We start from the raw sequence: 26540 nt of genomic DNA, 5'->3' as shown, positions 1-26540 counted from the left end.
CGCGCGGCTCCCTACAGCCCGGACTCGGCCGTGCGCACCAGAATGCGGCGGCAGTTCTCGCAGCGCACCACGGTGTCCGGCGCGGCCTTGCGGATCTCGCTCATCTCGGTGATGGCGAGCTCCTGGCGGCAGCCCTGGCAGGTGCGCTGGTACAGCTTGGCCGCACCGATTCCGCCCTGCTGCGCGCGCAGCTTGTCGTACAGCTTGAGCAGGTCCGCGGGGACGGCGGCCGACACGACCTCGCGCTCCTTGGTCACCGAGGCGATCTCGCCGTCGATCTCCTCGGTCGCGGCGTCCCGGCGCGCGGTCGCGTCGTCGATCTTCGCCTGGACGGATGAGACCCGCTCGGTCAGCTCGCTCACCCGCTCCTGGGCGGCCTCGCGGCGCTCCATGACCTCCAGGACGACGTCCTCCAGGTCACCCTGCCGCTTGGCGAGGGAGGCGATCTCGTGCTGGAGGTTGGACAGGTCCTTCGGCGAGGTCACGGCGCCGGAGTCCAGGCGCTGCTGGTCACGGACGGCGCGCTGGCGGACCTGGTCGACGTCCTGCTCGGCCTTGGTCTGTTCGCGTGCGGTGTCGCTCTCCTCGGTCTGGGCGGCCACGAGCAGGTCGCGCAGCTGGGTGAGGTCCTTGGTGAGCGACTCGATCTCGGCGTGCTCGGGCAGCGACTTCCGCTTGTGCGCGAGCTGCTGCAGGCGCACATCCAGGGCCTGGACGTCGAGGAGTCGGATCTGGTCGGCGGGCGCGGCGTTCAGTTGGGGGCTCCAGGTGACGGGGAGTGGCTGGTCCAGGGGTCGGTGACCGTCTTCGAGACGTGGACGCGCAGGTCCCATCCGTGCCGGTCGGAAATCTCGTCGAGCTGGCTCGCGGCCAGCTCGCACCAGGGCCATTCGGTGGCCCAGTGCGCCGCGTCGAGCAGCGCGAGGGGACTGTGGGCGACCGCCTCGCTCGCCGGGTGGTGGCGCAGGTCGGCGGTGAGGAAGGCGTCGACGCCGGCCGCGCGGACCTGGTCGAAGAGGCTGTCGCCGGAGCCGCCGCTGACGGCAACCGTGCGGATCGTCGTCCCGGGATCGCCGGCCACGCGGATGCCCTGGGCGGTCGCGGGCAGGCGTTCGGCGGCGCGCGCGGCGAATTCGCGCAGGGGCAGCGGGTGGTCGAGCTCGCAGACCCGGCCCAGGCCCCGGCGGCCTTCCGGATCGCTCGGGTCCGGCACGAGCGGTCGTAGGACACGAAGGTCCAGCGCACCGGCGAGCGCGTCGCTCACGCCCGGATCGGCGGTGTCCGCGTTCGTGTGCGCCACGTGCAGCGCGATGTCGTTCTTGATCAGCGTGTGCACGACGCGGCCCTTGAAGTGGGTGGCCGCGACCGTGGTCGTACCGCGCAGATAGAGCGGATGGTGGGTGACCAGCAGGTCGGCGCCGAGCTTCACCGCCTCGTCGACGATCTCCTGTACGGGGTCGACGGCGAACAGAACCCGCGCGATCTCCTGCCCGGGGTCGCCCACGACGGTGCCGACCGCGTCCCAGGACTCGGCCCGCTCGGCGGGCCACAGCTTCTCCAGCGCGGCGATGACTTCAGACAGACGGGGCACGGGTGCAAGGCTACCTGGCTGATCTGCCCCTACGTACAGCTGTCGCCGCCCCTGTGACCGGGCTTGCGCCACTCAGCACATTCGCCCCGTTTTCCTCAGGTGAATCGCTTCTGCACCACCCTTATGTGTGAAGGGGCGGCCGCCGCGTATCACGCCCGTGCAGGCGAAAACTAGCTTCGTCGCCGGAGGTGACCGAACGATGACGGCCTGTGCGATCGAACCCCCGGCTGCGGACGAGGACGGCCTCTCCCCGCGGGCAGGGTGCGTGATCACGGCGGACGGCGGCTACGCCGCACGCCTCGCCCACGACGGTGAGTCCCCCTTCCCCGAGCGCTGGACCCTCGGCGGCCCCGAGCCGTACGCCGTGCCGCTGCGCGGGAACCAGCCAGAGGAGGCCGGCACCGAGGTGCAGCCGATGGCGGACGGCCGGGTGCTGATCAAGCGCCGGGTCGGCGAACGCTACGACTTCTGTCTCCTCTATCCCACCGGCCCCGGCACCGGTGAGGCGCCGCTCGGCGCGGTGACGGCACCCGAGGACGGCACGCTGCGGCTGCTGCCGCCGGCGCCGGGCGGCGAGCGGGCGTACGCGCTCGCGGTGGGCCCGCGCTCCAGCACGGTGTGGCTGGTCGCGGGCGGGGCGTTCGGTCCGGAGCGGCTGGCCGAGGTGCCGGGGCGCTGCTCGGGCGGGGTGTGGCTGGATCACGCCGGTCGGATGCTGGCGCTGGACCGGGAGACCGGCGGGCGGACCAAGGCGGTCGTGGTGGACCTGGGGCGCGGCGGGGAGGTGTCGCCGCTGCTGCAGATCGCTGAGGCCAGCGACGACCGGCTGCTGCTCGCCGACCCCGACAGCGGCCTGCTGCTGATCTCCTCCGACGCGCCCGCGTCCGGCGAGCCCCGGCTCGGCTGGGGCGTGATGGGCAGCATCCTGCCGGTGCGCTTCCCGGACTGCCTCAGGCTGCCGGAGCGCCGGGTGACACCGTTCGCGATCCAGCCGGGGCAGGTGCTGACGCCGGAGAACTGCGCGGTGGCGCTGCGCATCGACGGGCCGCTGGGTACCTGGACCGGGGTGTGGCGGCCGGCCGAGCGCCAGGTGCACCATCTCCCGGCCCCCGCGGGCTGGTTGACCGGCGCGGGGCTCGTCACGCCCGAGGGCACGCTCCTGCTGCCGTACGCCACCGAGGAGGTCTCCTGCGGACTGGCCCGGCTGACCGTGCCGCATGCGGCCCCGCCGGCACAGGAGGGCCCGGCCGAGGAGGTCCCCGAGCCGGTCGCGCCGCGCCCCGTGCCGTTGCAGCAGGCTCCCTTGGGACGACTTGTAACGAACTAGTGCCGGTTGGCGTGTGCGGCTGGATTACGCCCGAGGTGCGTTGGTTACACTCGCCCGGCTGTAAGGAAAGATCATGTTGACGGGGTGAGTTCTTCCGATGAGCGACGCCAGCACGACGCAGCCGCAGAGCCGTGAGGCCGAGATGGCGGCCGCCGGGCACGGCAGGCACCGGGGTCCGGTCTCGACGCAGGACGGCGAGACGGCTCCCCGGGGCCGCCACCGCAGGACGTCCGAACAGGCCGGATCGGCGGCCTGACGGCACGTACGCGAACGGCCCCGCCCCCGGGTACTCGGGGGCGGGGCCGTTCCGCGTCTCAGGAGTGGTGGACGACGGTGTCGGTGAGGACGGGCGCCTCGTCCCGCTCGACGGCGCTCACGGCGACCCGCACACCGCCCTCGGCGCGCCACATGCGGATGCGCAGGGTCTCCCCCGGACAGACGACCCCGGCGAACCGCGTGCTGTACGACCGCACCCGTGTGACGTCTCCGCCGAGCAGCGTGTCGACGACGGCCTTGAGGGTCATGCCGTAGGTGCACAGTCCGTGCAGCACGGGCCGCTCGAAGCCGGCGGCCCGGGCGAACTCGGGGTCGACGTGCAGGGGGTTGTCATCGCCGGAGAGGCTGTACAGCAGCGCCTGGTCCTCGCGGATCGCGCGCTCCACGACCCGCTCGGGCTCGCCGGTGGGTGCCTCGAGGCGCGTCGCGGGCCCGCGCTCGCCTCCGAACCCGCCCTCGCCGCGAACATGGACGTGGGCCTCGTCGCTCCACAGCGGGCCGTCGCCGTCGGCGACGTCGGTGCGCAGCACGAGGACGGCCGCCCGGCCCTTGTCGTACACCGCGGTGATACGGGAGGTGGCCCGCGCGGAGCCCTCGACCGGGAGGGGACGGTGCACGGTCAGCGCCTGCCCGGCGTGCAGGACGCGCGCGAGGTCGACGTCGACGCCCGGCACGGACAGCGCGCGGATCACACCGGGCGCGCCGGAGCCGGCGACGGTGGCGAAGCTCGGCAGGACGTGCAGCCGGGACCGGAGGGCGTAGCGCAGCTCACCGGGGTCGGTGGCGGGGACGCCCGCGCCGATGCCGAGGTGGTAGAGCTGGACGTCCTTGGCGGTCCAGGAGATGTCACCGGTGAGGGGCGCGGCCGCAAGGGCCTGGGCTGGGTCGATGGGCATGGGGCTCCTGTACGTCGCCGACTGCCCCTTGTATAACCCAGCGGACCGGGGGGCGAGGAAAACTGACGATCCATCAATCGCTGTCGGCGTCGTGACATTTGTCCTGCCGCACTCCGTACACACGCATCTCCCCGGCGGCGCCCGCACCTCCATACCGTCGGGGACATGACGACCACGGAAGCGGCCGTCTCCTTCACGGGGGCGGTCAAGACCTTCGGCGCGGTGCGCGCCGTCGACGGCATCGACCTGGACATCTCCCCCGGCGAGACGGTGGCCCTGCTCGGGCGCAACGGCGCCGGCAAGTCCACCACGATCGCCCTGCTGCTCGGCCTGCTGGCCCCCGACGCGGGCGCGGTACGGCTGTTCGGCGCGCCGCCGCGGACCGCGGTGCGCTCGGGGCGGGTCGGTGCGATGCTCCAGGAGGCGCGCGCGGTGCCCCGGATCACCGTCGGTGAACTCGTCGGCTTCGTCGCCGGCCGCTACCCGAAGCCGATGCCTGCGGCTCAAGCCCTGCGGCTGGCCGGGATCGAGGAGCTGGCCGGGCGGCGGGTGGACCGGCTGTCGGGCGGGCAGGTGCAGCGGGTGCGGTTCGCGGTGGCACTGGTTGGGGACCCCGCGCTGCTGGTGCTGGACGAGCCGACGGCGGCGCTCGACGTGGAGGCGCGGCACGCCTTCTGGGCGTCGCTGCGCTCCCCCGCCCGGCAAGGTCGTACGGTCCTGTTCTCCACCCACTATCTGGAGGAGGCCGACGCGCACGCCGACCGGATCGTGGTCGTCGACCGGGGCCGGATCGCCGCCGACGGCACGGGCGAGAAGCTGCGCCGGGCGGCCGGCGGCCACCGGGTCTCCTTCGATCTGGCCGGGGGTTCCACCGAGGGCCTGCATCTGCTGCCGGGTGTCCTTTCGGTGGAGTTGCGCGGGGACCGGGCGCACCTGCGCACCGACGACTCCGACGCGACGGTGATCGCGCTGGCCGAGCGCGGCGCGATACGCCGCCTCGAGGTCGCCCCGGCCTCGCTGGACGACGCGTTCCTCGCCCTGACCGCGCCGGCGGTGATGTGATGCTCGCCTACCTGCGTCTGGAGGTGCGCCGCACGCTGCGCGACCCCGGCTTCGTGATCGGCGGGATCGCCATGCCGGTCGTGATGTACCTGCTGTTCACCAACCTCGGTGACGTCACCGGCGAGTGGCGGACCGGCGCGATGGTCGGCATGGCCGCCTACGGCGCGGTCGGTTCCGCGCTCAACACCGGCGGCGGGGTCGCCGAGGACCGGGCGATCGGCTGGCTGCGGCAGTTGCGGGTGACGCCGATGACGCCCGCTCAGGTGGTGACCGGCCGGGCGCTGACCGGCGGTGTGACGGTCCTTCCGGCGATCGTCGCGGTGCTCGCGGCGGGCGGTCTGGTCAACGGCGTACGGCTGGCGGTGTGGCAGTGGGCGGCGCTGGCCGTGGTGTTGTGGCTGGGCTCGGTGCCCTTCACCCTGCTGGGGCTCGGCAACGGTTACCGGCTCACCGGGCAGACCACCGGTGTGGCGAACATGGTCTGCAACCTGGGGCTCGCGGTGCTCGGCGGACTGTGGTTCCCCCTCGCCCTCTTCCCCGGCTGGCTGCGGGCACTGTCCGCGTGCACGCCGACCGCGCGGTTCGCGGAGGTGGCGGGCTCGGTCGCGACGGGACAGGTGCCGGCGGCGGCTGCCATGCTCGTTCTCGCCGGCTGGCTGACGGCGTTCGGCGCGTACGCGGTGTGGGCGTACCGGCGCAGTGGCGAGACCGGCTGATCGGGGGAGAGAAGATGGCGTTCAGGGACGGCGTGGCCTGCCGGATCCGCGCGGTGCGGACGAAGGTCGCGCGGCAGAGGGAGGCGGCGGACGCGTTCCGGGCCGAGCAGCGGACGGCCGGCAAAAGCGGGGAGCCGCTGGACCGTCCGGGGCCGCCGCCCAGTGGATTCACCTTGCTGCCATGGCTGCTCATGGGTCTGGGTGCGCTGTCCAACGTCTTCCAGGGGAAGGCTCCCAACCCCTGGATCGGGGGCCTCGGGCTGCTCACGTTCAACTCGCTGTACGTGTACGTCGTCTTCCACGCCTTCGACCGGACGAAGCGCGAAGCGCTGCGCACCCGGGTGGCCCTGTGCCTGATCGGCGCACTGACCTGCGGCCTGGCCATCGGTTACGGCGGGGCGTGGCTGATGTTCTTCCCCCTCTTCGGTCTCGCGCTGGGCGCGATCCTGCGGGGACCGCGGCTGGGCCGTTACGGCACCGCCCTGGGCGTCCTGTCGGGCACCGTGGCGGTCGTGCGCGACGGGTGGGGCAGCATCAGCATCGGTTACAGCACCTTCCTGGCGACGATGGTGACCGCCGCGATGCTGTCCCTGTCCGAGGCCGTGCGCGAACTGCGGGCCGCGCGGGAGGAGCTGGCGCACCGGGCGGTGGAGCGGGAGCGGCTGCGCTTCTCCCGCGACCTGCACGATCTGCTCGGGCACACCATGTCCGTGATCGTGGTCAAGTCGGAGGCGGCGAGGCGGCTGGCGGCGCGCGATCTGGACGCGGCGCTGGCGCAGATCACCGACATCGAGTCGGTCGGGCGCCAAGCCCTCACCGAGATCCGGGAGGCCGTCACCGGCTACCGGGACGGCAGTCTGTCGACGGAGCTGGACCGGGCGCGTTCGGCGCTCACGGCGGCGGGCATCGAACCGGTCGTGCGCCGTTCGGGACCGCCGCCGTCAGCGCAGACGGAGGCGCTGCTGGGGTGGGTGGTACGCGAGGCGGTGACGAACGCGGTCCGCCACAGCGGGGCGCGGCGTTGCGAGATAGCGGTGGCGGGGTCGGGGGAACGGGTGCGGCTGACGGTGAGCGACGACGGGCGCGGGCCGGTCGCTCCGCGGGAGGGCGCGGTGGGGGGTACGGGGCTGAAGGGGCTGACGGAACGGCTGGCGGCGGCCGGTGGCACGTTGACGGCCGGCGTCGGGGAGCGGGGCGGGTTCGTGGTGCGGGCGGAGCTGCCGGTGACGGCGGATCTCGCGCAGCCGGCCACGACCTGAGCGGGGTGCGGGACGCCGGTGCGGCCTACGCTGAGCGGGTGAACGAGGAGATGTCCCGTGGGCGCCGCCCCGGCAAGTCGATCCGGGTGCTGCTCGCCGAGGACCAGGGGATGATGCGCGGCGCCCTGGCGTTACTGCTGGGGATGGAGCCGGACATCGAGGTGGTGGCGCAGGTAGGCACGGGGGACGCGATCGTGGACGCCGCGTTGACGCACCGCCCGGACGTCGCGCTCCTCGACATCGAACTGCCCGGCATCAGCGGGCTGGACGCGGCCGCAGAGCTGCGTGACCAGGCGCCCGACTGCCGGGTGCTGATCCTGACCACCTTCGGCCGGCCCGGCTATCTGCGCCGGGCCATGGAGGCGGGCGCCGCGGGGTTCCTCGTCAAGGACGGGCCGGTGGAGGAGCTGGCGGAGGCGATCCGCCGGGTGCTGACCGGCGAGACGATCGTCGATCCGGCGCTGGCCGCCGCCGCGCTCAGCGCGGGGCCCAGTCCGCTGACCGCGCGCGAGTGCGACGTACTGAAGGCCTCCGTGGACGGCGCGACGGTCGCCGACATCGCCGCCGTGCTGCATCTGTCGGAGTCCACGGTCCGCAACTATTTGTCCGCCGCGATCGGCAAGACGGGTACCCGCAACCGCATGGAGGCGATGCGGGAGGCCCGCAGGCAAGGGTGGCTGTAGTCCCCTCGGCCCTGCTCGCGCCGTCACGGCTCCCGCCGGAAGACGGCCGTCCACAGGAAGGGCTCCCCGAAGTACGGGGAGTCCGCGGGCTCGTCGCGCATGGGGCGCAGTTCCAGCTCGGTCAGGCCGCAAAAGATCGCGCGCAGTGACTGAGCGGTGTAGGCGAGGCCGCCGTGAAGCGCGCCGGTGCGGTACAGCTCGGCGTCGGGCAGCTCCGAGCCCATGGCGCCGGACGCGAAGCAGGTGAGGGTGAAGTGACCGCCGGGCGCGAGCAGCCGGTCCAGCAGGGCGAGGTGACTGATCCGGCGGTGCGGCGGCAGGTGGTGGAAGCAGCCGGAGTCGTGGATGAGGTCGTACGGTCCCGTCAGCTCCGTACCCATCAGGTCGAAGGCGTTGCCGCACAGGTAGCGGACCGCAGCGGTGTCCGTCCTCTCGCGGGCCCACGCCACCGCCGCCGGGGACAGGTCGACGGCGTCCACCTCGAAGCCGCGCGCGGCGAGATACCGGGCGTTGCGGCCGGGACCACAGCCGAGGTCGAGGGCGCGCCGCCCGGTGATGCGGCCCGCGTCGAGCCAGGCGGCCAGGTGCTCGTCCGGCTTGTCCGCGAAGAACGGCACCGGCCGGGCGCGGTCGGCGTAGAAGTCGTCCCACCATCCGGCCGCCCCGGCCGTCCAGCGGTCCGCGCGGGGCGCGAACAGCCCGTCCAGCAGCGTCAGTACGTCCTCCGTGGTGCGGATGTGGCGGTCCATGGGGGCCTCGCTTCCCTCGCCTGCCGGGTCCCGCGATGGTAGGCGGGTGAAGAGGCTGATGCCCAGGTCAGAGGGGCTTCAACGATCCTGCGCGCACGCCGGGTTGGGCCGGTGGGCGGGCCGGCGGAGGGGTGGGAGGGCGTCACCCCGGGGGTGCGGGGAAAACGGGGCAGACACCGGCTGCCTGGGCGGGGCGGGGGCAGTGGGCGGCGCGCCGGAGCCGCTTTCTCGGCGGTTTCGGACCCACGGTGTGCCGCCGCCCCTCACCGTGCCGCACTCCTGCGCGGCAGCCAGAGGAGCATCAGGACCGCAGCCGCCAGCAGGACCGCCGTGGACGCTCGGAAGACCAGGGCGTAGCCGTCCGTCAGGGCCTGCGGGGTGCTCTCGTCGCCCGTGCGGGCCGCGGCGACCGTCGACATCACCGCCAGCCCCAGGGAACCGCCCATCGTGCGGGAGGTGTTGATCAGGCCGGAGACCAGTCCCGCCTCCCCCGGCGCCGTGCCCGAGGTGGCGAGGGCGGCGAGGGGGGTGATGGCCATGCCCCCGCCGAGCATCATCAGCACCCCCGGGATCATGATCGTCGTGAGGTAGGGGCCGTGCGCGGTCATCGCCGACTGCCAGCCGAAACCGGCCGCCGCCACCAGCGAGCCGAGCACCGCCACCGTGCGCGGCCCGGCCGAGCGCATCAGGCGCGGGGCGGCCTTGGAGCCGAGGACGACGGCCAGCGAGCTGGGCACCAGGGCGAGCCCGGCCGCCAGCGGGCTGTAGCCCAGCACGTTCTGGGCGTACAGGGTCATGAAGAACCACATGCAGAACATCGTCGAACCGCTCACGAACATCGCCGCGTTCGCCGAGGCGACCGAGCGCAGCCGCAGCAGGCCGAGCGGCATCAGCGGGGACGCGGTGCGCGCCTCCACGGCGAGGAACAGCGCGATCAGTGCGAGCCCCGCGGCCAGCGGAGCCAGCGTCTGCGGCGCCGTCCAGCCCGCCGCCTCGGTCTGCGAGATCCCGTACGCCAGGGTGGCCAGGCCGGCCGTGACCAGGACGGCGCCCGGCAGGTCCAGACGCCGCCCGTCGCCGGCGCGGCTCTCCGGGAGCCAGGCCAGCGCACCGGCCAGGACGACCGCGCCGACGGGCACGTTGATCAGCAGGACCCAGCGCCAGGACAGCACGTCGACCAGCACCCCGCCGACCAGGCCGCCGGCCGCGCCGCCGCCCGCGCCGACGGCCGCCCAGGTGGCGATCGCGCGGGCCCGGGCGGCGCCCTCGGGCACGGCCGCGGTGAGGATGGTCAGCGTGGAGGGCGCGAGCACTGCCGCGCCCAGGCCCTGCACGGCGCGGGCGAGCAGCAGCTGCCCGCTCTCCTGGGCCAGCCCGCCGCCCACCGAGGCCAGCGTGAACAGGGCGAGCCCCACCAGGAACATCCGCTTACGCCCGTACAGGTCGCCGGCCCGGCCGCCGAGCAGCATGAACCCGGCGAAGGCGATGGCGTAGGAGTTCACCACCCATTGCAGGCCCGACGCGCTCAGGCCGAGGTCGGCGCGCATGGAGGGCAGGGCCACGTTCACGACGGACACGTCGAGGACGACGAGGAACTGCCCGGCGCAGGCGAGCGCCACGACCAGCCAGGTCGGCGGGGCGGAGCGGCGGGGGGTCCGGGTGGGGGTGGCGGCTGCTTCGAGTATGAGTGTCATGCTCTCAACCGGTCGGCGCCCCTGCATCGGGATTTCGCCGGGGCGCCCGGTCCGCCCGCGGTCCTAGGACCGCCCCCCTCCCGGCCGGGGCCTGACGCCCGTTCAGATGGTCATGACATGGTCAAGAAATCGTTAGCTGACCAAAGCATCGGAATAGTTGCCCATGCATACGGGTTGCTGCTGATCATGACACGAACGACGACCGACCAGCCCGCCCGGTCAGCGAGCGGGGCCGTCGTCCCGGTGCTCGCGTTCGCGGGCATCGCGGTCGCGGTGATGCAGACGCTGCTCGTCCCGGTGATCAAGGACCTCCCGCAGCTGCTCCACACCGCGCCGAGCAACGCCACCTGGGTCCTGACCTCCACTCTCCTCTCCGGCGCCGTCGCCACCCCGATCATGGGCCGCCTCGGCGACCTGTACGGCAAGCGGCGCATGCTGATCGCCAGCCTCGCCGTGATGGTGGTCGGCGCGCTGATCAGCGCCGTCACCGACGACCTGATCACGATGATCGTGGGCCGCACTCTTCAGGGCTTCGCGATGGGCGCGATCCCGCTCGGCATCGGCCTGATGCGCGACACCCTGCCGCGCGAGAAGCTCGGCTCGGCGATGGCCCTCATGAGCTCCTCCATCGGCGTCGGCGGCGGCCTGGCGCTGCCCGCCGCGGCGCTGGTGGCCCAGCACGCCGACTGGCACGCCCTCTTCTACGGCGCCGCCGGCCTCGGCGTGCTCTCCATCGCTCTGACCCTCCTCACCGTCCCCGAGTCCCCGATGCGCGCGGAGGGCACCTTCGACCTGCTCGGCGCGCTCGGTCTGTCCGCCGGTCTGGTGCTGCTCCTGCTGCCGATCACCAAGGGCAGCGACTGGGGCTGGAGCTCCGGCACGACGCTCGGCCTGTTCTCCGCCGCCGTGGCCGTCCTGCTGCTGTGGGGCGTGATGGAGCTGCGCCTCAAGGCACCGCTGGTCGACCTGCGCACCACCGCGCGCCGCGAGGTGCTGCTCACCAACCTCGCCTCGATCATGGTCGGCGTCAGCTTCTACGTCGTCTCCCTCGTCCTGCCGCAGCTGCTCCAGCTGCCCACCGCCACCGGGTACGGCCTCGGCCAGTCCATGGTCGTCGCGGGCCTGTGCGTGGCCCCGCTGGGCCTGACGATGATGTTCACGGCACCGGTCTACGCCCGCCTGTCCGCCCGCTACGGCCCCAAGGTCACCCTGATCCTCGGCCTGCTCGTGATCGCCGTGGGCTACGCCGGCGGCCTCGGCCTGATGAGTGCCGCCTGGCAGACGGTCGTCACCTCCGTCATGCTCGGCGCCGGCATCGGCCTCGCCTACTCCTCGCTGCCCGCGCTGATCGTCGGCGCCGTCCCGGCCTCCGAGACCGGCGCGGCCAACGGCCTGAACACCCTCATGCGGTCCATCGGTACGTCGGTGTCGAGCGCGGTGATCGGCATGGTGCTGGCGAACACGGCCGACCATGTCGGCGGCACGGCCATCCCGACCATGCACGGCTTCCGGGTGTCCTTCCTCATCGCCACGGGGGCGGTGGCCCTGGGCCTGATCATGGCTCTGCTGCTGCCGGGACGGCGGCCGGCGGCGACGGTGCAGCTCGTCGCCTCCAGCGAGGAGGACGCGAATCTGGAGCGGGCGGAAGAGGTGCTGCGGGGCTTCCGCGGGCGGGTGCTGTCCGCCGACGGCGTGCCCGTGGCCCGGGCCAAGGTCACGCTCATCGACCGGCGGGGGCGGCAGGCGGGCGCGACGGTGTCCTCCGAAGACGGCAGCTACGCACTGGCCGTGCCGGGGGCCGGGCCGTACGTGGTTGCGGCGAAGGCCACGGGTTTCGCCCCACTGGCTTCTGCGGCCACCCACTCCGGTGGCGAGCCGGCGGTCGAGCTGGATCTCTCGTTGCCCGCACAGACCGTCAGCGCATAGCGCCTCGTGAGGTGCCGGTGTATGCCGTCTCACGGCTGCGGCGCCTTCGTGGCTGGTCGCGCCCACGCGGCGGAGCCGCATGTCGATACAGTCCCGCGCCCTTTCGGGGCGCGCATCGCACCCCCCGTCGAGATGCCGACGGGGGGTGCGACAGCATGGGGGGCCCAGCAGTGACGTACGACCGAAGGAACGCCCATGCCGTCCGCCCCCAAGCCCGAGATCCTCGCCGCGTTCGAGGCCGCCAAGGGGTTCATGCCGGTCGATGAGGGGCTGGCCCTCTACGCGGCTGCCGTCGGGGCGGGGGCGTTGGGGCTGCCGTTGCTGGAGGTCGGGACGTACTGCGGGCGCTCGACCGTGCTGCTCGCGGACGCCGCGCGGCAGGCCGGGGTCACCGCCGTCACCGTCGACCATCACCGGGGCAGCGAGGAGCAGCAGCCGGGGTGGGAGTACCACGACCCCGAGACCGTCGACGCCGGGATCGGGCTGATGGACACGCTGCCGACCTTCCGGCGGACACTGCACCGGGCGGGTCTCGAGGAGCACGTCGTCGCGATCGTGGGGCGCTCGCCGCAGGTGGCGGCGTTCTGGCGGACCCCGCTCGGTCTCGTCTTCATCGACGGCGGGCACACCGACGAGCACGCGAACGCCGACTACGAGGGCTGGGCGCCGCACGTCGCCGAGGGCGGGCTGCTCGTCATCCACGACGTCTTTCCGGACCCGGTGGACGAGTTCACGGGTCAGGCGCCCTACCGGGTCTATCTGCGGGCGCTGGCGTCGGGCGCCTTCACGGAGGTGTCCGTGACGCGGTCGCTGCGGGTGCTGCGGCGTACGGGCGGCGGAATCTGAACACCGGGCGTTCGCCCCGGTTAGGGTGGCAGGCGTGTCGTACCTAGGCCCGGAATTCGATCCGCCCCAGCCTCGCCGCTTCCGCCGGCGCCCGCTGGTCGTGGGGCTCGCGGCACTCGTGCCGGGGGCGCTGCTCGGCTGGCTGGTGTACGAGGCGGTGGGCGCCCCGGGTGACACGGGCGGCCCGCACCGGGCGTCGGCCGTGGCCACGCCCCGGCACACCGGCGGCTCCTCCTCCGCCCGGGACGACGACAAGCCGCCCACCGGATCGCCCACGCCGGCCGCCCCCGCGCCCTCCGCGTCGGCCTCCGTGCCCTCCGCGTCCGCCCCCGCGGCCTCCGGTCCGCTCAAGGGCAAGGTCGTCGTCATCGACCCGGGCCACAACCCCGGCAACGTCCAGCACGGCGCCGCCATCAACCGCCAGGTGGACATCGGCACGAACCGTAAGGAGTGCGACACCACCGGCACCTCCACCAACGACGGATACGCCGAGGCCCGGTTCTCCCTCGACGTCGCGCACCGGCTGCGCACGCTGCTGCAGCAGCAGGGCGCCACGGTGAAGCTGACGCAGGACGGCGACCGGCCGTACGGCCCGTGTGTGGACGAGCGGGCCCGGATCGGGAACACCGCCCATGCCGACGCCGTCGTGTCGATCCACGCGGACGGGTCCGCGCCCGGCAACCGCGGCTTCCATGTGATCCTGCCGGCGGCCGTGCACGCGGGCGCCGCCGACACCCGCCCCATCGTGGGGCCTTCGCGCGATCTCGGCGAGCGCATCGCCGGCAACTTCGTGCGCGTCACGGGCAGCGCGCCCTCCAACTACCTCGGTGACGGTACCGGGATCGTCACGCGGAAGGACCTGGGCGGTCTCAATCTGTCAACGGTTCCCAAGGTGTTCATCGAATGCGGCAACATGCGCGATAGCAAGGACGCGGCACTGCTGACCAGCGGCGCCTGGCGGCAGAAGGCGGCGCAGGGGATCTCCGAGGGAATCGTGAGTTTCCTGCGCGGGTAGGGATCAGTGCGCTCTTCTCTGCGGACAGCCTCGTCGGACGGACGATAAGGTCGTCCCTACGATGAGGGGCCACCCCCGCGCTTCACACCGGGGCCTGACGGCGACATGGTGACAGCGACGCCTCTTCCGACGACGAGACGACCTATGAAGGACCTGAAGTGAATATCCGCTCCCTCACTCGAGGCGACGGCGTGGTGATCGGAGCAGCGGTGTTGCTGTTCATCGCGTCGTTCCTCGCCCTCTACTCGTACGCCGGCTACTCCGGCAACCAGAACGCGTGGGAATCGCTCGGGACAGGCCTGGGTACCTACATGGGGGCGGTCGTCGGGGCCGCTCTGATCGTCGTCAGCCGCTGCCTGGGGCAGCCGCGCAAGGTGGCCGGCCTCGATCTGGGCATGGTGGGCACCGGGTTCGTGATCCTCTCGGCCTGGACGCTGTTCTGGACCCTGGTGGACGTGCCCGACAACATCGACGCGGGCGCCGGCCTGGTCCTCGGCTTCATCGCCGCACTGGTCCTCGCCGCCGCCGCCATCGCCACGCCGCTGGTGCCGGCCCTGCAGGCCCCCCTGGCCCCCGCGTCGCAGCCGTCGGCCCCGCACCCCTACGGCGCCCAGCCGCAGGGTGGGTACGGCTACCCCGGTGCGCCGCAGCCGTCGTACGGCGGTCAGCCGCAGCCGGGCGGTGCCCAGCCGTACGGCGCCCAGCCGCAGACCGCGCAGCCGCAGCAGGCCGCCCAGCCGGATGCGCAGGGGCAGGCGCCCGCCGGGGACTTCTCCCCGTTCTGGTTCGCGGTGCCGGTGCCGCGTCCGCTGTACGCGGAGGACGGCTCACCGACGCCGATCGCCGAACTGGCGCCGGGCACCTGGTACTTGGCGGTCGAGCAGCGCGGCGCGCAGCTGGTCGCGCAGACGCAGGACGGCCGCCGCGGCGTGCTGCAGGACACCTCGGGCATCCAGCGCGGCTGACCGCCCGCCCTTGTGACCTCACGGCCCCTCGCCCCTTCCGGGCGGGGGGCCGCTGCCGTCCCACTGCGGCGAACACCTAGGAGGCGGCGGCCAGTTCACTCGCGCTCGGGACCTTGTCCTTCACCTCGGCGCCCGCACTGCGGCCGGCCTCCTTCACCTTCCCGATGACGTCGTCGAAGCCGCCGGCGGCGGAGGTGTCGCCCTTGCGGAGCTTGGCGGGCAGGTCCTTCAGGGCGTCGATGCCCGCGGTGAGCGGGGCGATGGCCCTGGCCAGCCTCGGATCGCCCTCGGCCTTGTCGTCGCCGCCGCAGCCGGTGGTACCGGCGAGCAGGGCGCCGCACAGGACGACAGCCACGGCGAGGCGGCGCAGGGGTGCGGGCACGAGGTCCTCCGAAGGCACGCGTGTCACTTCTCCCGCAGCCTCACCCGGGACACCGCAATCCGCCAGTGGGGCGGGGCCGTTCGGGTTTCAGGCCCCGGCCGCAGGCAAGACGACGGGTATGTCCCCTCGATATCGCAGCAGCGCGAATCAGGCCGGGACGGTCGTCGCCGTCGTCGCCGACGTCATGGCCGTCATCCTCGGCCTGTGGATCCTGATGTACCTGCTGGACGCCAACCGGGCCAACGACCTGGTGCAGTTCGTCCACCACACGGCGAACTGGCTGGCGAGCTGGTCCCGCGATCTGTTCACCTTCGACGAAGCCTGGGCCCGAGTGGTCGCCGGCTACGGCCTGGCCGCCGTGGTCTACCTCTTCGTCGGCCACGCGATCGCCAACCGCATCCACCGCCACTGACGGCTCCGCCGCTCCCCCGCACCCGGTGCCGGGGAGACGGCACCGCCGTGTCGCGGGTAGAAAACTTGATCGAAAAACAAGAAAAGTCACCGCCGAGTTGACGTAGTGTCACTCCTGCTCGCCTGACCTCGAGCGAGCTCATGAAGGGGGAACACCATGCGTCACAAGATCGCGGCCCTGGCCGCGAGCACCATCGTCCTGGCCTGCGGGTCCATCGCCACCGCTACCTCGGCGTCGGCGACCGTCGACCCGCCCGGCGGCGGCTGGGACCACACGTACACCACCTCGGACGCCAAGCAGGGCGGCACGGTGTACATCGCCGAGCACGGCGACATCGTCTCGCTGTGCGACACGGCAGCCGACGGACTCGCTCCCCGGGTGTCGATAGCCGCCGAGGAGAGCATCGGCGGCATCTACGACATCCGCTACACCCTCACCGCCTCGGGCGGAGAGGGATCGTGCGTCTCCGCCAAGGCCTCGCAGGGCGGCGTGTACGACCTCCCCGAGGGGCGGCACGTCGGCGTCACGATCTGGCTGGGCCCGGACCGCAAGTCCCAGACCCAGCACTACTACCTCAACGACAACTAGCCGACGCGCTGGGGCGGAAGCAACCCTCGCGGCCCGTTCGCCCCACGTCACCGTGCGGGCGGGCGGGCCGCGTCGTTTCCGGCCGCGTCAGCTCACGCGCAGCAGTCCGGCTCCAGGCCCGTCGGTAGCAGTTCCCCGCCGAACACCGCGCACGTCGCCTCATGCCCCCCGAGCGCCGCGACGGCGAGGAGCAGCGACCCGGCCGTCCATGCGGTCAGCTCACGCGGCCAGATCGCCTGGTCCTCGAAGACGTAGCCCGTCCAGTACAACCCGGTGGCGGGGTCGCGCAGATGCTGGATGGACTGGAGGATCTCCAGAGCCCGGTCGGACTCGCCCGTCGCCCACAGCGCCAGGGCGAGTTCGGCGGACTCACCGCCGGTCACCCACGGGTTGGGGATCACACAGCGCACGCCGAGGCCGGGCACCACGAAGTCGTCCCAGCGTTCCTCGATACGGGACTTGGCCTCCGCGCCGGTCAGCGCACCGCCCAGCACCGGGTAGTACCAGTCCATCGAGTAGCGGTCCTTGTCGAGGAACCGCTCCGGGTGCCGGCGTATCGCGTGCCGCAGCGTGCCCGCCGCCAACTCCCAGTCCGGCTGCGGCTCTTCGCGCTGTTCGGCGATCGCGAGCGAGCACCGCAGCGCGTGGTGGATGGAGCAGGACCCGGTGAGCAGGGCGTCCGCCGTGGCCGTGCCGTCTTCCTCGCGCCGCCAGCCGATCTGCCCGCCGCTCTGCTGCAGGCGCAGCACGAACTCGACGGCCGCGTACACGGTCGGCCACATGCGGTCCAGGAACGTGTCGTCACCCGTGGACAGATAGTGGTGCCACACCCCGACGGCCACATAGGCGACGAAGTTGGTCTCGCGGCCGGTGTCGGTGACGTCGTCGTGGGCGCCGTCGGCGTAGGCGGCGTACCAGGAGCCGTCGTCGTTCTGGTGGCGGGCGAGCCAGTCGTAGGCCCGTTCCGCGGCGGCGTGCTCACCGGCGGCGTCGAGCGCCATGGCGGCCTCGGTGTGGTCCCACGGGTCGAGGTGGTGACCCCGGAACCACGGGATCGCCCCGTCCTCACGCTGCACGGCGAGGATGCCGCGCACGGTGGCGGCGGCCTGCTCGGCGGTGAGGACCCCGGGCAGGACGAGGTGTTCTGTCCGGGGAGTGGTCACGTGGCGTCCGCCTCGGCGGACACAGCCGGCAGGTGCGGCTTGGTCGCGTAGACCACGAAGCTCTTGCCGATCAGCGGGTTCAGCGCCTGTTCGGCGACCCGCGTGGCCAGCGGCTTCTTCATGATGTCCCAGACCAGCAGCTTGTGGTAGGCGCGCACCGGCAGCGCCTTGTCGTTGTCCACGCCGAAGGCGCACTTGAGCCACCAGTACGGCGAGTGCAGCGCGTGCGCGTGGTGGGTGCCGTAGGGCTTGAGGCCGGCCTCGCGGACCTTGCCGAGCAGTTCGTCGGCCTTGTAGATGCGGATGTGGCCGCCCTCGACCTCGTGGTAGGCGTCGGACAGCGTCCAGCAGACCTTCTCGGGGCCGTAGCGCGGCACCGTGATGGCGATGCGCCCGCCGGGCCTGAGCACCCGGACCATCTCCGCCAGTACGCCCTTGTCGTCGGGGATGTGCTCCATCACCTCGGAGATGATGACGACGTCGAAGGAGTCGTCCGGGAACGGCAGGGCGAGGGCGTCGCCCTCCATGGCGGTGGCGGTCGCGCCCTGGGGTGCCTCGCCGGCCTCCTTCATCGCCGCGAACCATTTGGCGACCTCGCGGATCTCCTCGCCGTTCTGGTCGAGGGCCACGACCTGGGCGCCGCGCCGGTAGCACTCGAAGGCGTGCCGGCCGGCTCCGCAGCCGAGGTCCAGGACACGGTCGCCCGGGGCGAGCGGGAACCGGGAGAAGTCGACGGTCAGCACGTGGCCCTGCTTTCGGAGTGGCTTTCGGAGTAGACAGTTGCGGTCGCGGTACGGCCCGGCCGGTGGCCCGTTGAGGCGTCGATCGCCTCGCGGTAGCGGGCCACGGTCCCCTCGGCGGCCCGCGCCCAGGTGAAGTGGCCCAGCACGCGCTCACGGCCGGTCTGCCCCAGGCGGGTCCGCAACTCCGGGTCGCCCAGCAGCCGACCCAGCGCGGCGGCCAGCGCGCCCGCGTCGCCGGGCGGCACCGCGAGGCAGGTCTCGCCGTCCCGGCCGGCGACCTCGGGGATCGCGCCGCCGGTCGTGGCGACCAGCGGGGTGCCGGTGGCCATGGCCTCGGCGGCCGGCAGCGAGAAGCCCTCGTACAGCGACGGCACGCACGCGACCTCGGCCGAGCGGACCAGGCCGACGAGTTCGGCGTCGGAGATGCCCTTGACGAAGTCGACGGCGCCCTCGAGGCCGTAGCGCTCGATGGCCTGCGCGACGGGTCCCTCGGTGGGCCGCTTGCCGACGACGACGAGGTGGGCGTCACCGTGCTCGGTGCGGACCTTGGCCAGCGCCTCGACGAGGAAGACCAGGCCCTTGAGCGGGACGTCCGCGCTGGAGGTGGTGACGATCCGGCCGGGCACCTTGCGCACGGACGCGTCAGGCGAGAACAGGTCGGTGTCGGCGCCGATGTGGACGACGTGGATACGGCCCGGGCGTACGCCGAGGTGGTCGACGATCTCCTGCCGGGAGGTGCCGGAGACGGTGAGCACGGACGGCAGGCGGCGGGCGACGCGCTTCTGCATGCGCGTGAAGGCGTACCAGCGGCGCACCGAGAGGCGGCGCTGCCAGGTCTCGGCGGCGTCCAGCTCCAACTGCCGGTCGACGGTGATGGGATGGTGGATGGTCGTCACCAGCGGTGCGCCGACATCACCCAACAGGCCGTAGCCGAGGGTCTGGTTGTCGTGGACGACGTCGAACTCGCCGCGCCGGGCGCGCAGATGGCGGCGGGCACGCAGGGAGAACGTCAGCGGCTCGGGGAAGCCGCCGGTCCACATGGTGCCGACCTCGAGGGCGTCGATCCAGTCCCGGTACTCGCCCCTCTTCGGGGTGCGGAAGGGGTCGGGCTGGCGGTAGAGGTCGAGGCTGGGCAGCTCGGTGAGGCGGAGCCGGCCGGCGTAGTCCTCACCCTCGTCGAGGACGGGGTAGGGCTGGGAGCCGATGACCTCCACGCGGTGGCCGAGGCGGGCCAGCTCGCGGGACAGGTGGCGGACGTAGACGCCCTGACCGCCGCAGAACGGGTTCCCTTTGTAGGTCAGGAGCGCGATGTCGAGCGGTCGCCCGCCGTCCGCGGCGAGGCCCTCACGGGACCCCGTCCGACTGGCCTCAGCGGTCACTCCGGGCCCCTCTCTGCCTGCTCCGTCCCGCGAGATTACGCCGGGACGCTAATCTAGAACAAGTTTCAGACTTGATCGCTCAGGAGGCTCTGAATCTACCGGCAGGTAGCGACGCTGTGAGCAGTGGATCAGGTGATTCACGCCACGGGCGCACGGCTGCCATGCTGACCGAACGCACGCCCTCACCGACTGTCACGGACGGACCCATGCCCGCGCACGCCAGCACCTCGCGCTCCGACACCTCGCCCCTCACGGAGCGGCAGGAGGAGCGGCGCCGCCGCATCCTGCGCGCGAGCGCGCAGTTGGCGGGCCGGGGCGGCTTCGACGCGGTGCAGATGCGGGAGGTCGCGGAGGCCTCGCAGGTGGCGCTGGGCACGCTGTACCGCTATTTCCCGTCCAAGATCCATCTGCTGGTGGCGACCATGCAGGACCAGTTGGAGCACATGCACGGCACGCTCCGCAGGAAGCCGCCGGCCGGCGAGACGGCGGCGGAGCGGGTGGCGGAGACCCTGATGCGCGCCTTCCGCGGTCTGCAGCGCGAACCGCATCTCGCCGACGCGATGGTCCGCGCCCTGACCTTCGCCGACCGCAGCGTCTCCCCCGAGGTCGACCAGGTCTCCCGGCAGACGACGGCGATCATCCTGGACGCGATGGGCCGGGACGACCCCACCCCGGCCCAGCTCTCGGCGGTCCGCGTCATCGAACACACCTGGCACGCGGCCCTGATCAGCTGGCTCTCGGGTCGCGCCTCCATCGCCCAGGTCAAGGTCGACATCGAGACGGTGTGCCGGCTGATCGACCTGACGGAGGACGAGGAGGGGCGGTGAGGGGGGCTCCCCCGGCGCCGAGGCGCAACCGCCCCTCCGGCCCTTTCCTACGGCCCGGTAAAGTGGCGGCGTCGTCATCACACCCGTACAGGGGGAAGCCGGTGCCCATCCGGCGCTGACCCTTCCCCCAGCTCTCGACTGCGCTCGAGCAGGGGAGACCCCAATCCGTGAGCCGCCTTCGGGCCGGCGAGCCGGATCGCCCGGTACGGACGTGACCGGCTCACGCACCGTCGAGGTCTACGGAGCCGAGCCGCCCGGGGTCCTCCCGTGCTGCCCGGCTCCCGGTACAGGGAGAGGCACCCGCCGATCATGAACATTCGTCGCAGCGCAGCGGCCGTTGCCGCCGTCGCCGTGCTCGGCGGCGCCGCCGCGCCCGCCATGGCCGCGTCGCCCGCCCCGACCCCGTCGCAGGCGCTGCCCTCCGGGCTGTACGGCACCGCCGACCCGACGTACGACGGCGTATGGCGGCAGTCGCTCGCCCTGCTCGCCCAGCACACGGCCGGCGTGAAGCCCGCGGACAAGGCCGTGGACTGGCTGACCGGGCAGCAGTGCGCGAGCGGTGCGTTCGCCCCGTTCCGGGCGGAGCCGGCCAAGCCGTGCGACGCGAAGACGATGACCGACACCAACCAGACCGCCGCCGCCGTGCAGGCGCTCACCGCGCTCGGCGGCCACGACGCCGTCGTCACCAAGGCGGTCACCTGGCTGAAGTCCGTGCAGAACAAGGACGGCGGCTGGGGCTACGTCGCCGGCGGCGCCAGCGACGCCAACTCCACCTCCGTCGTCGTCGGCGCGCTCGCCGCGGCCGGGGAGAAGCCCGCCGCCGTCACCAAGGACGGCAAGTCGCCCGCCGACGCCCTGCTGAAGCTCGCCCTGCCGTGCGCGCAGGGCGGCGCCTTCGCCTTCCAGCCCGACAAGTCCGGCAAGCTCGCCGCCAACGCGGACGCGACCGCGGCCGGTGTCGTCGGGCTGCTGGGCAAGGGCCTGGTGACCAGCGCGGGCGCGCAGACCGAAGCGGTGTGCGAGGACGCCCGCACTCCGGCGCAGGCCGCCGCCAACGGGGCCGCCTACCTGGCGAAGACGATGGCCAAGGACGGCCACCTGACCTCCGCCATGCCGGGCGCCACCCCTCAGCCCGACTACGGCAACACCGCCGACGCCGTGGTCGCGCTCGCCGCGCAGGGCGGTGCCGCGCAGGCCGCGAAGCCGCTGGCGTGGCTGGAGAAGAACAGCGCGGGCTGGGCCAAGCAGAGCGGTCCCGCCGCCTACGCCCAGCTCGTCTTCGCCGCGCACACCGCGGGCACCGACCCGCGCCACTTCGGCGGCCAGGACCTCGTCGCCGGGCTGAACGCGACCGGTCCGGCCCCGCAGGCGGCCGAGACGAAGGGCGCCGAGAAGGACAAGAAGAAGGACGATGACGCGCCCTTCGGCGTGTGGTGGTTCGTCGGCGTCTGCCTGGTCGCCGGTATCGGCGCCGGCTTCCTGATCAGCGGCCGCAAGGGCCGCACCAAGTGATCCGCCGCGTCGCCCTGCTGTGCCTGGCCCTGCTGCTGCCGCTGGTGGCGGCGGGCCAGGCGCGCGCCGTCGGCTACCGGTACTGGTCGTTCTGGGAGCGCGACGGCTCGGCATGGACGTATGCCACGCAGGGGCCGTCGACGGCCCGGCCGGCCGACGGTGCCGTGCAGGGCTTCCGGTTCGCGGTGAGCGAGGACTCCGGCGACGCCGCACGGCCGCGCGGCACCGCCGACTTCGCGGCGATCTGCGCGCACACCCCGCGGCAGGACGGCACGAAGCGGGTGGCGCTGGTCATCGACTTCGGTACGGCCGCCGACGCCCCCTCCGGCGAGAAGCCGCCGGCCGCCCGCACGGCCTGCGCCCGCGTCCCGCGGGACGCGACGACGGCCGAGGCGCTGGCCACGGTCGCCAAGCCGCTGCGCTACGACACCAACGCGCTGCTGTGCGCGATCGCCGGGTATCCGCGGCACGGCTGCGGGGAGCAGGTCTCCGGCAAGGCCACGGGCACCCCGCAGGCAGCGCCGAAGGCGAAGAACGATGACGGCGGCCCGTCGGTCGGCCTGATCGCGGGCGGCGGGGCCGTCGTCGTCCTGGGTGCCGCGGCGGTGTGGCAGGCGCGGCGGCGGCGTGCGTAGTCACCGTGGCCCCGCCACCGTGCACCCCGGCGCCTGGTGGCTGTGGGCCCTCGGCCTCGGCACCGCCGCCACCCGCACCACCAACCCCCTGCTGCTCGCGCTGCTCGTGGCGGTCTCCGCCTACGTCGTGACGACCTGCCGCCCCAACGCGCCCTGGGCCCGCTCCTACTCCGCGTTCCTGAAGCTGGCCCTGGCCGTGCTGGTCGTCCGCCTCTTCTTCGCGGTCGTCCTCGGCTCCCCGATACCGGGCACGCATGTCGTCGTCACCCTGCCCGAAGTGCCGCTGCCCCACTGGGCGCAGGGCATCCGGCTCGGTGGCCGGGTCACCGCCGAGGGCCTGCTGTTCGCGCTGTACGACGGGCTGCGGCTGGCCGCGCTGCTGATCTGCGTCGGCGCCGCGAACGCGCTCGCCAACCCGCACCGGCTGCTGAAGTCCCTGCCGGGCGCGCTGTACGAGACGGGTGTCGCCGTCGTCGTCGCGCTGACCTTCGCCCCGCATCTGATCGCCGACGCGCAGCGGCTGCGGGCCGCCCGCCGGCTGCGGGGACGCCCGGACCGCGGGCTGCGGGGACTGCTCCAGGTGGCCCTGCCGGTGCTGGAGGGCGCGCTGGAGCGGTCCGTGGCGCTGGCCGCCGCGATGGACGCCCGCGGTTACGGCCGCAGCGCCGACGTGCCCGCGCCGGTGCGCCGTACGACGGCCGCGCTCACGCTCGGCGGGCTGCTCGGCGTGTGCGCCGGCACGTACGGGCTGTTCACCGCCGACGGCGGCCGCTACGGCCTGCCGGTGCTGCTGGGCGGGGTCGCCGCCGCGCTGGCCGGCCTGTGGCTCGGCGGACGCCGCACGCCGCGCACCCGTTACCGCCCCGACCCCTGGGACGCCCGCGCCCTGTCGGTCGCCGCGAGCGGCATCGCCGTGGCCGCGGCGCTGGTCCTCGCCGGCTCCCCCGCCCTGAACCCCGGCGTGGTCCCGCTCACCGCGCCCGAGTTGCCGCTGTGGCCGGCGGCGGCCGTGCTGCTCGGCCTGCTGCCGGCGTTCCTGGCGCCCTCGCCGAAGGAACCGTCCCCCGAGGTGCCGTCGCCCGCTGTGCCGACCCGCGAGGCGCCCTCCCCCGAGAAGCAGCCCGAGGAGTCGTCGTGATCCGCTTCGAGAACGTCTCCGTGACCTACGACGGTGCGAGCGAACCCACCGTCCGCGGCGTCGACTTCGAGGTGCCCGAAGGGGAACTCGTGCTGCTCGTCGGCCCCTCCGGCGTCGGCAAGTCGACGATCCTGGGCGCGGTCAGCGGGCTCGTCCCGCACTTCACGGGCGGCACCCTGCGCGGCCGCGTCACGGTCGCCGGCCGTGACACCCGCACCCACAAGCCGCGCGAACTCGCCGACGTCGTCGGCACGGTGGGCCAGGACCCGCTCGCCCACTTCGTCACCGACACAGTCGAGGACGAACTCGCCTACGGCATGGAGTCCCTGGGGCTGTCCCCGCAGGTCATGCGGCGCCGCGTGGAGGAGACGCTGGACCTGCTCGGCCTCGCCGATCTGCGCGACCGGCCGATCGCCACGCTCTCCGGCGGCCAGCAGCAGCGCGTAGCGATCGGGTCGGTGCTCACCCCGCACCCGCGGGTCCTCGTCCTCGACGAGCCGACCTCCGCGCTGGACCCGGCCGCCGCCGAAGAGGTCCTCGCCGTCGTCCAGCGCCTGGTCCACGACCTCGGTACGACGGTGCTCATGGCGGAACACCGGCTGGAACGCGTCGTCCAGTACGCCGACCGCGTCGCCCTGCTGCCGGGCCCCGGCGAGGCGCCCGTGGTCGGCGCCCCGGCCGACGTCATGGCCGTGTCGCCGGTGTACCCGCCGGTCGTCGACCTGGGCCGGCTCGCGGGCTGGTCCCCGCTGCCGCTGACGGTCCGCGACGCCCGACGCCGGGCGGGCGACCTGCGCGAACGGCTGGCGCGACGGGACACCGCCCCGAAGGCTCCGGCCGCCACGCTCCCGACGACTTCGGCCTCCGCTCTTCCGGCCCCGCGGCCGGCCCCCTCCCGCCTGGCCCGGCTGCTGGGCCGGCGTCCCGCCGACGGCCGGGCGCCGGAGGCGTACGCCGCCGAGCTGCGGGCGCTCGCCGTGCGGCGCGGGCGCGTGCAGGCGCTGCGCCGTGTCGACCTGATCGTCTCCCCCGGTGAGACCGTCGCGCTGATGGGACGCAACGGCGCCGGCAAGTCGACGCTGCTCAACACCCTCGTCGGGCTGGTCCGGCCGACGTCGGGCACCGTGCTGACCTGCGGCACCGCCCCCTACGGTGCGCCGCCGCGCGAGCTGGTGCGCCGGGTCGGCCTGGTCCCGCAGGAGCCGCGCGACCTGCTGTACGCCGACACGGTCGCCGCCGAGTGCGCGGCCGCCGACGAGGACGCGGGCGCCGAGCCCGGGGCCTGCCGTGCCCTGGTCCGCGAACTGCTGCCCGGCGTGACGGACGGCACCCACCCCCGGGACCTGTCCGAGGGCCAGTGTCTCGCGCTGGCGTTGGCCGTCGTGCTCACCGCCCGGCCGCCCCTGCTCCTGCTGGACGAGCCGACCCGCGGCCTGGACTACGCGACGAAGTCCCGCCTGGTCACCGTCCTGCGCGAGCTGACGGCCGCCGGGCACGCGGTGGTGCTGGCCACGCACGACGTGGAGCTGGCCGCCGAGCTGGCCCACCGGGTGGTCCTGCTCGCCGAGGGCGAGGTGATCGCCGACGGTCCCACGGCGGACGTCGTGGTGTCCTCCCCGTCCTTCGCCCCGCAGGTGACGAAGATCCTCGCGCCGCAGCAGTGGCTGACGGTCGCGCAGGTGCGAAAGGCCCTCGCATGAGCCGCTCCCCCGGCGCCGCCCGCCCCGCGCGGATACGCGCCGTCCGCCTCGGCCCCCGCTCGGTCGCCGCGCTCGTGCTGGTCGGCGCGGTCGGGGTGGCCGCGCTGCTGTGGCCGTTCCTCGCCCCGCCCGGCTCCCAGGTGCTCGCGCACGCGGAGGACGCCCCGTGGCTGTTCGCGGGTCTGCTGGTGCTGCTGGTGGCGGTGGCCGCGGCGACGATCGCCGAGTCCGGGCTCGGCCCGAAGGCGGTCGCGATGCTGGGGGTGCTGGCGGCGACCGGCGCCGCGCTGCGGCCCGTCGGCGCGGGCACGGCCGGTATCGAGCCGATGTTCTTCCTCATGGTGCTCAGCGGCCGGGTCCTCGGTCCCGGTTTCGGGTTCGTGCTGGGCGCGGTGACGATGTTCGCCTCCGCGCTGCTGACGGGCGGGGTCGGCCCGTGGCTGCCGTTCCAGATGCTGTCGATGGGCTGGTTCACGATGGGCGCGGGCCTGCTGCCCGGCCCCGACCGGCTGCGCGGCCGCGCCGAACTCGTCCTGCTCGCCGGGTACGGCTTCCTGGCGGCCTTCGCCTACGGCACGGTCATGAACCTCGCGGGCTGGCCCTTCATGGGCGGCAACGCCTCGAACATCGCCTTCGACCCGCACGCCGATCCCGGCGCCAACCTGGCCCGCTTCGTCGCGTACTGCCTCGCCACCTCGCTCGGCTGGGACCTGGGCCGGGCGCTCGTCACGGTCGCCCTCACCCTGACTCTCGGCCCGGCGATCCTCAGGGCGCTGCGCCGGGCCACGCGGCGGGCGGCGTTCGAGACGCCGGTCACGTTCGATCCGGCCGGCGAGTGAGAGGCCGTACGCCGACGGTGAGCGCGCGGGGGTCGCGGCGGTGAAGCACCCCACATGACCCAGGTCACCTACGAAGCGGGGCCGTAGATCCATTCATGTGTCATGGACGCGTCGTCATGGGCGCTGACCTGGGCTTTGAGAGCCGGGTCACACACTTGGCCGTTCTTCTCGATGCGACCACAACTAGTAAAAGGGGGCATTGCGGGCGCCTGTCGGG

27 protein-coding genes are annotated in these 26540 nt (G+C 73.4%); 18 read left to right on the top strand and 9 right to left on the bottom strand.

Annotated elements, in window-relative coordinates:
- Positions 1-11: 11 nt before the first annotated feature.
- Positions 12-755 (bottom strand): zinc ribbon domain-containing protein, encoded by a 744-nt coding sequence (locus ACF1GV_RS03420; protein WP_391678478.1) that lies wholly within the window; start codon positions 753-755, stop codon positions 12-14.
- On the bottom strand, positions 752-1591 hold the full coding sequence (locus ACF1GV_RS03415) for a Nif3-like dinuclear metal center hexameric protein (RefSeq protein ID WP_391677351.1): 840 nt from the start codon (positions 1589-1591) through the stop codon (positions 752-754). The genes ACF1GV_RS03420 and ACF1GV_RS03415 overlap by 4 nt, the downstream gene beginning before the upstream one ends.
- Positions 1592-1790: 199 nt before the next feature.
- Here ACF1GV_RS03415 and ACF1GV_RS03410 point away from each other — a divergent pair, with 199 nt between their 5' ends.
- Positions 1791-2918 carry a hypothetical protein gene (locus ACF1GV_RS03410; RefSeq protein WP_391677349.1) on the top strand — a complete coding sequence of 376 codons (1128 nt, stop codon included), beginning with the start codon at positions 1791-1793 and terminating at the stop codon, positions 2916-2918.
- Between the two features lie 97 nt (positions 2919-3015).
- Complete coding sequence (locus ACF1GV_RS03405) at positions 3016-3174, top strand: hypothetical protein (protein ID WP_363267536.1); 159 nt, start codon at positions 3016-3018, stop codon at positions 3172-3174.
- 58 nt (positions 3175-3232) lie between these two features.
- On the opposite strand, the gene ACF1GV_RS03400 is transcribed toward ACF1GV_RS03405, so the two are convergent.
- Positions 3233-4090, bottom strand: coding sequence for a MaoC/PaaZ C-terminal domain-containing protein (locus ACF1GV_RS03400; protein WP_391677346.1), 858 nt, complete (start codon positions 4088-4090; stop codon positions 3233-3235).
- Between the two features lie 165 nt (positions 4091-4255).
- Here ACF1GV_RS03400 and ACF1GV_RS03395 point away from each other — a divergent pair, with 165 nt between their 5' ends.
- Genes ACF1GV_RS03395 through ACF1GV_RS03380 form a run of 4 tightly spaced genes read left to right on the top strand, consistent with a single transcriptional unit; the run spans position 4256 to position 7810 of the window.
- Positions 4256-5152, top strand: coding sequence for an ATP-binding cassette domain-containing protein (locus ACF1GV_RS03395; RefSeq protein WP_391677344.1), 897 nt, complete (start codon positions 4256-4258; stop codon positions 5150-5152).
- Complete coding sequence (locus ACF1GV_RS03390; protein ID WP_391677342.1) at positions 5152-5868, top strand: ABC transporter permease; 717 nt, start codon at positions 5152-5154, stop codon at positions 5866-5868. The genes ACF1GV_RS03395 and ACF1GV_RS03390 overlap by 1 nt, the downstream gene beginning before the upstream one ends.
- Before the next feature lie 14 nt (positions 5869-5882).
- The gene (locus ACF1GV_RS03385) at positions 5883-7127 is read left to right on the top strand and encodes a sensor histidine kinase (protein WP_391677340.1); all 1245 of its coding nucleotides are present in this window, start codon (positions 5883-5885) and stop codon (positions 7125-7127) included.
- Between the two features lie 50 nt (positions 7128-7177).
- Positions 7178-7810, top strand: a complete 633-nt coding sequence (locus tag ACF1GV_RS03380; protein ID WP_391678475.1) for a response regulator — start codon at positions 7178-7180, stop codon at positions 7808-7810.
- Between the two features lie 23 nt (positions 7811-7833).
- On the opposite strand, the gene ACF1GV_RS03375 is transcribed toward ACF1GV_RS03380, so the two are convergent.
- The gene (locus ACF1GV_RS03375) at positions 7834-8559 is read right to left on the bottom strand and encodes a class I SAM-dependent methyltransferase (RefSeq protein ID WP_391677337.1); all 726 of its coding nucleotides are present in this window, start codon (positions 8557-8559) and stop codon (positions 7834-7836) included.
- A 263-nt stretch (positions 8560-8822) separates the two neighbouring features.
- Positions 8823-10253, bottom strand: a complete 1431-nt coding sequence (locus ACF1GV_RS03370; RefSeq protein WP_391677336.1) for an MFS transporter — start codon at positions 10251-10253, stop codon at positions 8823-8825.
- Positions 10254-10439: 186 nt separating this feature from the next.
- Between ACF1GV_RS03370 and ACF1GV_RS03365 the strand changes: the two genes are divergently transcribed.
- The 4 genes from ACF1GV_RS03365 to ACF1GV_RS03350 all read left to right on the top strand — a co-directional run bounded on the left by ACF1GV_RS03365 (position 10440) and on the right by ACF1GV_RS03350 (position 15005).
- Positions 10440-12179: an MFS transporter gene (locus ACF1GV_RS03365; protein WP_391677333.1), complete on the top strand. Its 1740-nt coding sequence runs from the start codon at positions 10440-10442 to the stop codon at positions 12177-12179.
- A gap of 195 nt (positions 12180-12374) precedes the next feature.
- Positions 12375-13025 carry a class I SAM-dependent methyltransferase gene (locus ACF1GV_RS03360; protein WP_391677331.1) on the top strand — a complete coding sequence of 217 codons (651 nt, stop codon included), beginning with the start codon at positions 12375-12377 and terminating at the stop codon, positions 13023-13025.
- Between the two features lie 34 nt (positions 13026-13059).
- Positions 13060-14040 carry an N-acetylmuramoyl-L-alanine amidase gene (locus tag ACF1GV_RS03355; RefSeq protein WP_391677328.1) on the top strand — a complete coding sequence of 327 codons (981 nt, stop codon included), beginning with the start codon at positions 13060-13062 and terminating at the stop codon, positions 14038-14040.
- A gap of 191 nt (positions 14041-14231) precedes the next feature.
- Positions 14232-15005 (top strand): hypothetical protein, encoded by a 774-nt coding sequence (locus ACF1GV_RS03350; protein ID WP_391677326.1) that lies wholly within the window; start codon positions 14232-14234, stop codon positions 15003-15005.
- A gap of 76 nt (positions 15006-15081) precedes the next feature.
- Here the strand turns inward: ACF1GV_RS03350 and ACF1GV_RS03345 are convergent, their stop codons facing one another.
- Positions 15082-15405 (bottom strand): hypothetical protein, encoded by a 324-nt coding sequence (locus ACF1GV_RS03345; protein ID WP_391677324.1) that lies wholly within the window; start codon positions 15403-15405, stop codon positions 15082-15084.
- Between the two features lie 100 nt (positions 15406-15505).
- On the opposite strand from ACF1GV_RS03345, the gene ACF1GV_RS03340 reads away from it, so the two are divergent.
- Entirely contained in the window at positions 15506-15799 is a 294-nt protein-coding gene (locus ACF1GV_RS03340; RefSeq protein ID WP_391677322.1) for a hypothetical protein, read from the top strand.
- Positions 15800-15955: 156 nt separating this feature from the next.
- A complete protein-coding gene (locus ACF1GV_RS03335; protein ID WP_363267523.1) occupies positions 15956-16387 on the top strand; it encodes a hypothetical protein in 432 nt (143 codons plus the stop codon).
- Positions 16388-16479: 92 nt separating this feature from the next.
- Here the strand turns inward: ACF1GV_RS03335 and ACF1GV_RS03330 are convergent, their stop codons facing one another.
- From ACF1GV_RS03330 to ACF1GV_RS03320, 3 genes are read right to left on the bottom strand one after another with little or no spacing between them, the layout of a single operon-like run.
- The gene (locus tag ACF1GV_RS03330) at positions 16480-17550 is read right to left on the bottom strand and encodes a prenyltransferase/squalene oxidase repeat-containing protein (RefSeq protein ID WP_391677319.1); all 1071 of its coding nucleotides are present in this window, start codon (positions 17548-17550) and stop codon (positions 16480-16482) included.
- Positions 17547-18293, bottom strand: coding sequence for a class I SAM-dependent methyltransferase (locus ACF1GV_RS03325; RefSeq protein WP_391677316.1), 747 nt, complete (start codon positions 18291-18293; stop codon positions 17547-17549). Before ACF1GV_RS03325 ends, ACF1GV_RS03330 begins: the two co-directional genes overlap by 4 nt.
- Positions 18287-19672: a glycosyltransferase family 4 protein gene (locus ACF1GV_RS03320; protein ID WP_391677314.1), complete on the bottom strand. Its 1386-nt coding sequence runs from the start codon at positions 19670-19672 to the stop codon at positions 18287-18289. Before ACF1GV_RS03320 ends, ACF1GV_RS03325 begins: the two co-directional genes overlap by 7 nt.
- 206 nt (positions 19673-19878) lie before the next feature.
- On the opposite strand from ACF1GV_RS03320, the gene ACF1GV_RS03315 reads away from it, so the two are divergent.
- From ACF1GV_RS03315 to ACF1GV_RS03290, 6 genes are all read left to right on the top strand, one after another.
- Positions 19879-20499 (top strand): TetR family transcriptional regulator, encoded by a 621-nt coding sequence (locus ACF1GV_RS03315; protein ID WP_391677312.1) that lies wholly within the window; start codon positions 19879-19881, stop codon positions 20497-20499.
- Positions 20500-20808: 309 nt separating this feature from the next.
- Positions 20809-22011 (top strand): prenyltransferase/squalene oxidase repeat-containing protein, encoded by a 1203-nt coding sequence (locus ACF1GV_RS03310; RefSeq protein ID WP_391677310.1) that lies wholly within the window; start codon positions 20809-20811, stop codon positions 22009-22011.
- Positions 22008-22646, top strand: a complete 639-nt coding sequence (locus ACF1GV_RS03305) for an SCO2322 family protein (protein ID WP_391677309.1) — start codon at positions 22008-22010, stop codon at positions 22644-22646. The genes ACF1GV_RS03310 and ACF1GV_RS03305 overlap by 4 nt, the downstream gene beginning before the upstream one ends.
- Positions 22639-23784 (top strand): energy-coupling factor transporter transmembrane component T, encoded by a 1146-nt coding sequence (locus ACF1GV_RS03300; protein WP_391677306.1) that lies wholly within the window; start codon positions 22639-22641, stop codon positions 23782-23784. The genes ACF1GV_RS03305 and ACF1GV_RS03300 overlap by 8 nt, the downstream gene beginning before the upstream one ends.
- Positions 23781-25484: an ABC transporter ATP-binding protein gene (locus ACF1GV_RS03295; RefSeq protein ID WP_391677304.1), complete on the top strand. Its 1704-nt coding sequence runs from the start codon at positions 23781-23783 to the stop codon at positions 25482-25484. The genes ACF1GV_RS03300 and ACF1GV_RS03295 overlap by 4 nt, the downstream gene beginning before the upstream one ends.
- Entirely contained in the window at positions 25481-26323 is an 843-nt protein-coding gene (locus ACF1GV_RS03290) for an ECF transporter S component (RefSeq protein WP_391677302.1), read from the top strand. Before ACF1GV_RS03295 ends, ACF1GV_RS03290 begins: the two co-directional genes overlap by 4 nt.
- Positions 26324-26540 lie beyond the last annotated feature (217 nt).

Origin of the sequence: Streptomyces sp. NPDC014006 (genome assembly GCF_043088925.1) — a bacterium.
Taxonomy (GTDB): Bacteria; Actinomycetota; Actinomycetes; order Streptomycetales; family Streptomycetaceae; genus Streptomyces.
Note: the sequence above shows the minus strand (reverse complement) of the source record. Positions and strands in the feature narration are given on the sequence as shown.

What these genes read in the sequence shown, in the direction of transcription:
- ACF1GV_RS03290 (WP_391677302.1), top strand. Translation starts at nt 25,481, where the DNA reads ATGAGCCGCTCCCCCGGCGCCGCCCGCCCCGCGCGGATACGCGCCGTC.
- ACF1GV_RS03340 (WP_391677322.1), top strand. Translation starts at nt 15,506, where the DNA reads ATGTCCCCTCGATATCGCAGCAGCGCGAATCAGGCCGGGACGGTCGTC.
- ACF1GV_RS03375 (WP_391677337.1), bottom strand. Translation starts at nt 8,559, where the DNA reads ATGGACCGCCACATCCGCACCACGGAGGACGTACTGACGCTGCTGGAC.
- ACF1GV_RS03310 (WP_391677310.1), top strand. Translation starts at nt 20,809, where the DNA reads ATGAACATTCGTCGCAGCGCAGCGGCCGTTGCCGCCGTCGCCGTGCTC.
- ACF1GV_RS03385 (WP_391677340.1), top strand. Translation starts at nt 5,883, where the DNA reads ATGGCGTTCAGGGACGGCGTGGCCTGCCGGATCCGCGCGGTGCGGACG.
- ACF1GV_RS03315 (WP_391677312.1), top strand. Translation starts at nt 19,879, where the DNA reads ATGCCCGCGCACGCCAGCACCTCGCGCTCCGACACCTCGCCCCTCACG.
- ACF1GV_RS03335 (WP_363267523.1), top strand. Translation starts at nt 15,956, where the DNA reads ATGCGTCACAAGATCGCGGCCCTGGCCGCGAGCACCATCGTCCTGGCC.
- ACF1GV_RS03380 (WP_391678475.1), top strand. Translation starts at nt 7,178, where the DNA reads ATGTCCCGTGGGCGCCGCCCCGGCAAGTCGATCCGGGTGCTGCTCGCC.
- ACF1GV_RS03360 (WP_391677331.1), top strand. Translation starts at nt 12,375, where the DNA reads ATGCCGTCCGCCCCCAAGCCCGAGATCCTCGCCGCGTTCGAGGCCGCC.
- ACF1GV_RS03365 (WP_391677333.1), top strand. Translation starts at nt 10,440, where the DNA reads ATGACACGAACGACGACCGACCAGCCCGCCCGGTCAGCGAGCGGGGCC.
- ACF1GV_RS03390 (WP_391677342.1), top strand. Translation starts at nt 5,152, where the DNA reads ATGCTCGCCTACCTGCGTCTGGAGGTGCGCCGCACGCTGCGCGACCCC.
- ACF1GV_RS03400 (WP_391677346.1), bottom strand. Translation starts at nt 4,090, where the DNA reads ATGCCCATCGACCCAGCCCAGGCCCTTGCGGCCGCGCCCCTCACCGGT.
- ACF1GV_RS03405 (WP_363267536.1), top strand. Translation starts at nt 3,016, where the DNA reads ATGAGCGACGCCAGCACGACGCAGCCGCAGAGCCGTGAGGCCGAGATG.
- ACF1GV_RS03410 (WP_391677349.1), top strand. Translation starts at nt 1,791, where the DNA reads ATGACGGCCTGTGCGATCGAACCCCCGGCTGCGGACGAGGACGGCCTC.
- ACF1GV_RS03370 (WP_391677336.1), bottom strand. Translation starts at nt 10,253, where the DNA reads ATGACACTCATACTCGAAGCAGCCGCCACCCCCACCCGGACCCCCCGC.
- ACF1GV_RS03395 (WP_391677344.1), top strand. Translation starts at nt 4,256, where the DNA reads ATGACGACCACGGAAGCGGCCGTCTCCTTCACGGGGGCGGTCAAGACC.